6 protein-coding genes are annotated in these 5,903 nt (G+C 64.4%); all 6 read right to left on the bottom strand.

The features are described from left to right. Positions 1–855, bottom strand: an 855-nt coding sequence (locus CVM52_RS21500) for an SPFH domain-containing protein (protein ID WP_100164438.1), incomplete at its 3' end; no start/stop codon positions are given. Positions 856–1,011: 156 nt separating this feature from the next. After that, on the bottom strand, positions 1,012–1,632 hold the full coding sequence (locus tag CVM52_RS21495) for a DUF6338 family protein (RefSeq protein ID WP_100164437.1): 621 nt from the start codon (positions 1,630–1,632) through the stop codon (positions 1,012–1,014). Positions 1,633–1,636: 4 nt separating this feature from the next. Further along, the gene (locus tag CVM52_RS21490) at positions 1,637–2,590 is read right to left on the bottom strand and encodes a DUF2927 domain-containing protein (protein ID WP_205965005.1); all 954 of its coding nucleotides are present in this window, start codon (positions 2,588–2,590) and stop codon (positions 1,637–1,639) included. A gap of 27 nt (positions 2,591–2,617) precedes the next feature. Further along, on the bottom strand, positions 2,618–3,808 hold the full coding sequence (locus tag CVM52_RS21485; RefSeq protein WP_100164435.1) for a toxic anion resistance protein: 1,191 nt from the start codon (positions 3,806–3,808) through the stop codon (positions 2,618–2,620). Positions 3,809–3,843: 35 nt separating this feature from the next. Further along, the gene (locus CVM52_RS21480) at positions 3,844–4,740 is read right to left on the bottom strand and encodes a 5-bromo-4-chloroindolyl phosphate hydrolysis family protein (protein WP_100164434.1); all 897 of its coding nucleotides are present in this window, start codon (positions 4,738–4,740) and stop codon (positions 3,844–3,846) included. A 230-nt stretch (positions 4,741–4,970) separates the two neighbouring features. Then, positions 4,971–5,774, bottom strand: a complete 804-nt coding sequence (locus CVM52_RS21475) for a pseudouridine synthase (RefSeq protein ID WP_100164433.1) — start codon at positions 5,772–5,774, stop codon at positions 4,971–4,973. Between the last annotated feature and the right edge of the window lie 129 nt (positions 5,775–5,903).

Below are 5,903 nucleotides of genomic sequence, written 5' to 3'. Positions count from 1 at the left end.
GGGGCCGGGCCGGGCCATCTGCTGGGCCATGGCCAGGCCCATCCCGGCACCCAGCCCGGCGGCCATGCCGCCCCCGGTCGGGTTCTGCGCGGCCGCCGTCATCGCCTCGGCCGCCGAATATTGGGTGAACTTGCCCAGATCGCCGGCAATCCCCATCGAGGTCCGCTTGTCCAGCGCCGCCTCGACCGCGGGCGGCAGCGAGATGTTCTCGATATAAAGCTCGGGAATGGTCAGCCCATAGCCGGCCACGGTTTCCGAGATCGCCGAGGCCACCAGCTTGCCCAGGTCGGCGGTATTGGCCGCCATGTCCAGCACCGGAATGCCCGAGGCCGCCACCACGCGGGAAAATTCCTGCACGATGATGTTGCGGATCTGAAAGCCGATCTCGTCCATGGTGAATTCGCCGTCGGTGCCGACGATTTCCACCAGGAACCGGGCCGGATCGGTCACCCGCACCGCATAGGTGCCATAGGCGCGCAGGCGCACCGGGCCGAATTCGGGATCGCGGCAGATGATCGGGTTCTTGGTGCCCCATTTCTGGTCGGTAAAGCGGGTGGTGCTGACGAAGTAGATTTCCGATTTGAACGGCGACTGGAACCCGTGATCCCAGTGCTGCAACGTCGTCATGATCGGCATGTTGTTGGTTTCGAGCATGTAGAGGCCCGGCGTGAACACGTCGGCCAGTTGCCCTTCATGCACGAACACCGCCGCCTGGCCTTCGCGCACCGTCAGCTTGGCGCCGTATTTGATCTCGTGCCCCTCGCGTTCGAAGCGCCAGACCATGGTGTCGCGGGTGTCATCCACCCAGTGGATGACGTCGATAAATTCGCCGGTCAGGAAATCGAAAATGCCCATGGTTAGCCTTTGTTTTTAGAGACACCCTGGATTGCCGATTTCGCCTTCGGCAGCTTCTTGGGCGCTTTCGAGGTCACGAACTTGCCTGTCTTGGCGCTCCTGCCAATTTTTGATGACTTTGGTTGATACCCGTCTACCAGCAATGTTCTTTGGTGTTTACCCATCTGTCTCAACTCCCGGATCCAGAAATTCGATCATGCGAACATTTTCAAGCGACAGCAACGCGCTCCGGTTCGGTTCGTACTCTGCCCATTGGCCGTCTTCCGCTGCATGATATAGCCGTTCCAAGTAAATATCGCTACGGTTGGCATCACTGGCGGCTAATGATCGTTCTCCGAAATAGCCATGAACCTGGGTCCCGTCGAAATAGCTGATGATCACCCAACCTGCCTCGCGATTGTGGTCAAACGCAAAATCATGCGCCCGATGCACTGGCTGGGTGATTGGCATGGAGAGCAGCCGTAGAATGGCGTTGTTCCATCCCCGAGATAGATTGACCCCAAGCGCCACGCCCAGCAGCGCGGGAAGACCCAGAATTTGCAGAAAAAACAGTGCTTGGTCCCCGGCTCGGTCGAGCGCGGACCGGGGAATCGGCCAAATCAACAAGACGTAAAGAAGTTGAACGACGAGGCTAAAAATAACCGCCTCAATGACCAGTTCAGGTGCTTTGGGGCGCTGTGCCGTGACGAACCACGATCTGACGATCATGGTTACATACCCTGCCAATAGATAGCGCGCGAAGAACTCGAAGGTATCGGGCGACAGGAGCTGCTGCATCGCGCTACAAATCCTCTCCCATCAATTCGCGCGCGATGATGCGGGCGATGGGGCGGGCCTCCTCTGCGGTCATGCCCGGTGTCAGCCGCGGATCGTACAGCATTTGCAGCAGCAGTTCATCATGGCGGGTCAGCAGCGCGAATTCGTCATCGTCGTTGAAGATCGAGGGCCGCGCGCGCGGGCTGTCATTGGGAATGCCCAGCCCTTGGGCAATCTCCTCGTGGATGCAGCTGAGGCGGAACAGGTCGGGATGTTCCGAGCGGATCAGCGCCACCGCACGGGCATAGTCATAGGGGTTGCGCTGTCCCGCGACGCCAACCACCAGGCAATAAAACGATCGCGGCAGGCTGGCGAACAGGTCCAGTTCGGTCTGGCTGATGGTGGGGATCAGCGCCCGCAGCCGCGACTGGACAAAGTCGGTGTCATCCTCGCCGGCGACGAAGACGTAGAAATTGGCATTGCTGCGGACCGTGCTGATCGGGTGATTGGTGATCCGGGCCAGACGGTCGGCATATTCGGTAATCCGCGCATGGTCCTTGGCGCGGATCTCTTCGGGGACGCTGTTGCCGAATTCGATGCCGATGCGCACCGGACCGCTCCAGCGGCTGAGCCCGCCGGACGGGCCGGTATTACGCAGATTGGCCGAGCCGCTGCGGGTATATTCCTCGAAAAACACCAGGATTTCGAAGATCTCGGCCAGCTGATCGGCGGAAAACGGCGTGTCCGGCCCGCCGCCATCGGTGCGCAGCAGGCCCTGGGTCAGCAGGTTGTTTTGCACCGTGGTGTAATATTGCGACAGCTCGGCGCTGCGCGGGGACGGCGGCACCGGGGCCGGTGCCACCACCAGCGCCGCAGGTCGGGCCTGCGGCGGCAGCGACACGCGCGGGCTGGGATCCTCGCAGCCCGCGGTCAATAATGCGCCGGCCAGAACAGGGGCCAGCATCCCGCGCCAAGACATTGCCACGTCTGCGGCCCTTCCGTTCCCTTATCGCGGCACGGCCGTTGCGGCCGTGTCGCCCAGCCCGTCGCTGCGCGCCCTGGCGGCCGCCAGGGTTTCGCGCAGCTCGGCTTCCATGGTTTTCAACTCGTCTTCGGCCGCGGCGCGGCGCGCCTTGCCCTCGTCGGCGATGCGCAGGCTGTCCTCGATGGTGCCGATCAGGTCGGCATTGGCCTTTTTCACCGCCTCGATGTCGAACACGCCGCGTTCCATCTCTTCGCGTATCACCTTGTTGGACTCCCTCAGGTTTTCCGCGTTGGCGGTCAGCAGCTCGTTGGTCAGGTCATTGGCGTCGCGCACCGCCGAGGCGGCCTCGGCCGAGCGCTGGATCGTCACCGCCTGGGCCAGTTGGGTTTCCCATAGCGGCACGGTATTGACCAGTGTCGAGTTGATCTTGGTCACCAGGCTCTTGTCGTTTTCCTGCACCAGCCGGATCGAAGGCAGCGACTGCATGGTCACCTGGCGCGTCAGCTTGAGGTCATGCACCCGGCGCTCCAGATCGTCGCGGGCGGCGCGCAGGTCGCGCAACTCCTGCGCCTTCATCACCTGGTCGCCCTCGGGGGCGGCCTGCAACTCCGCATCCTTGGCGGGGATCTCGGTCTGATCCAGCTGTTTCAGCTTGGCCTCGCCCGCGGCGATGTACAGCGCCAGCTCGTCATAGAAATCCAGTGTCTTTTCATACAGCAGATCGAGCGACTTGATGTCCTTCATCAGCGTGTGTTCGTGTTTCAGCAGGTCGTCGGTCACCCGGTCGATCTGGCCCTGCACCTCTTCGAAGCGGGCGGTGAACTTGGCAAAGGGCGCGGCGCGGCCCAGCAGCTTTTCCCAGAACGACCGTTCACGGCGCACGTCCAGCTCGCTGACCGAAAAGCCGCGGATGGTGGTGACGATGTCGCGCAGGCTGTCGCCGGCGGGGCCGACATCCTTGTTGCGCACGTCCTGCAACATCGCCTGGCTGATCTCCTGCAGTTCGGCCTGCGCGGAGGACCCGAAATGCACGATCGAATTGGTGTCGCGCATGTCGATCTCGTCCATGCGGCTGCGAATGGCCTCGCCCAGAGGCGCATCGGCCTGTTCCAGCGGGATGATGTCGCTGTCAGGTTCGCGCAGCTCGATCGCCGCGACCTCGTCCACCAGAGATTTCGATTCCTTGGCCTTTTGACGCACGGTGTCAGACATTCAAATGTTCCTCGTTCAATGGGGGACGAAATGGGTCAGTCCGGGCGGATGCCCTCGCGCTGCAGCCGTTCCCGCAGCACGTCGATTTCAACGGTCAGGTCGCTGCGGTCATCCAGCAGCATCTTGCGGGTGCGGGCCTGGAAATTCTGCTCCAGATCGTCCAGCAGCGACAGGTAATCCGCCAGCGCCTGCGCATCGCGGCTGCGGGCGTAGAGGTCGGCGAATTTCACCGTCGCGTCGCGGGCACCCATCAGATAGACGGTCAGGTATTTGCGCGCCGCGGTCAGGTCGCGCGGGTCTTCCTCGACGGTGCGGAACATCTCGCGCACGGTGGCCTGGAACCCTTCGACCCGCGCCTCGATCTTGCGGTCATTGGCGCGCTTGGCGGCCTCGGTCATCGCGGCGAGGTCGGCTTCGGCGGCCTTTACCGCCCGCGCCACGCGGTCCTGCTGAAACGTGTCGATGCCCTCCATGCCCTTGTGCCGCAGCGGGTCCAGACCGAAGGCGGCGCTGTGCAGGACACCGGCGACAAGCCCGTATAGCAGCGGCGCGACCAGCCCCGGTTCATTGCCAAAGGCGGCGATGGCGATGCCGATTCCGGTCAGCAGGCTGGCCGCGATCTTGCGCGGCAGGGCCGGGCGGCGGGCCACCTTGCGGGCGTGATACTCGGCCTCGGCGCGCAGCCCGCCGCGCAGCAGCCAGGCGGCCAGCCCCAGCACCGCGGCCCCGGTGAGGCCCAGTGCCAGCTCCGCCGCACCCGAGGTGAGCGAGACAAAAACCAGCAACACCGCCGGCAGGAACAGCAGATTCGCCTTGAACCCGACCGGATCGACCCGCGCGCCGTCGAATCCGCCGCGCCGGGGCGGCGTGTTGGCATTGGCGCCATCGGGGCGCGACTCGGGGCTGTATTTGCCGCCATACCGCTGCGCCATCGCTCACAGCCCTCCCAATAGGCCCGAGCAGACGCCGAACATCACCACGATCAGCGCGATATAGGCCACATTGCGTATTCCGCTGCCCGACATGAAACGCCCCCGGCAAACATCACCCGGGAAAAACCTAAGCGATGCAGGCGCTTCATGCTAGGGGGAAGGTTGCGCCGCGCGGCCCGGACTGCAACCTGCGGGTGACGCAGGGGGGTGAGGCAGGGGGTGACGTTGGGTCAGGCGCCGCGGGGTTTGCGCCCCCGGCGCACGGTCGGGCGTTTTGGCTTGGCGCTGGCCTCGGGCGCGCCCTCATCCAGCCCCAGCTGGTCGCGCAGCACCTTGCGGCGCACCTCTTCCACCGCGCCCGGTTTCAGCTGGCCCAGCTGGAACGGGCCGTAGGAGACACGGATCAGCCGGTTGACGGCAAATCCCAGCGCTTCCATCGCGCGGCGGATTTCGCGGTTCTTGCCTTCGCGCAGGCCCACGGTCAGCCAGGCATTGGCACCCTGCTGGCGGTCCAGCGTCACGATCATCGGCTGATAGCGGGTGCCGTCCAGGTCCAGACCGGCGCGCAGCGGGGCAAAGGCGCTGTCTTCGGGCTGGCCCTTGATGCGCACCCGGTACTTGCGCAGCCATCCGGTCGAGGGCAGCTCGAGCCGCCGCTTGATGGCGCCGTCATTGGTCAGCAACAGCAGCCCCTCGGAATTGAGGTCCAGCCGCCCGACGCTCATCACCCGGGGCATCTCTTCGGGGAGGTCGTCGAAGATGGTTGGCCGGCCCTGTTCGTCGCGCGCGGTGGTCACCAGGCCGGGCGGCTTGTGATACAGCCACAGCCGCGCCGGTTCCGCCGCCGCCAGCGGTTTGCCATCAACGGCGATCTTGTCGCGGCCGGTGACGTTCAGCGCCGGGCTGTCGATCTTCTTGCCGTTCACGGTGACGCGGCCGGCCTCGATCATGCGCTCGGCCTCGCGGCGCGAGGCCACGCCGGCGCGGGCCAGAACCTTGGCGATACGGTCGCCCGGAGGGGTGGGGTCGGTCATGGCGCGCTGTTAGAGCATATCTGTCGCTTGCGAAAGCTCTGTTTGCGGCGCAGGATAAGGCATGGTGTTCAAATCCTATATGAATCAGGCACTTGAGCAGGCGCGGGCCGCGGCGGATCGCGGCGAGGT

This window comes from Pseudooceanicola lipolyticus, assembly GCF_002786325.1.
In the GTDB taxonomy this organism is placed as follows: Bacteria; Pseudomonadota; Alphaproteobacteria; order Rhodobacterales; family Rhodobacteraceae; genus Pseudooceanicola_C; species Pseudooceanicola_C lipolyticus.
Note: the sequence above shows the minus strand (reverse complement) of the source record. Positions and strands in the feature narration are given on the sequence as shown.

What these genes read in the sequence shown, in the direction of transcription:
- CVM52_RS21485 (WP_100164435.1), bottom strand. Translation starts at nt 3,808, where the DNA reads ATGTCTGACACCGTGCGTCAAAAGGCCAAGGAATCGAAATCTCTGGTG.
- CVM52_RS21475 (WP_100164433.1), bottom strand. Translation starts at nt 5,774, where the DNA reads ATGACCGACCCCACCCCTCCGGGCGACCGTATCGCCAAGGTTCTGGCC.
- CVM52_RS21490 (WP_205965005.1), bottom strand. Translation starts at nt 2,590, where the DNA reads ATGTCTTGGCGCGGGATGCTGGCCCCTGTTCTGGCCGGCGCATTATTG.
- CVM52_RS21480 (WP_100164434.1), bottom strand. Translation starts at nt 4,740, where the DNA reads ATGGCGCAGCGGTATGGCGGCAAATACAGCCCCGAGTCGCGCCCCGAT.
- CVM52_RS21495 (WP_100164437.1), bottom strand. Translation starts at nt 1,632, where the DNA reads ATGCAGCAGCTCCTGTCGCCCGATACCTTCGAGTTCTTCGCGCGCTAT.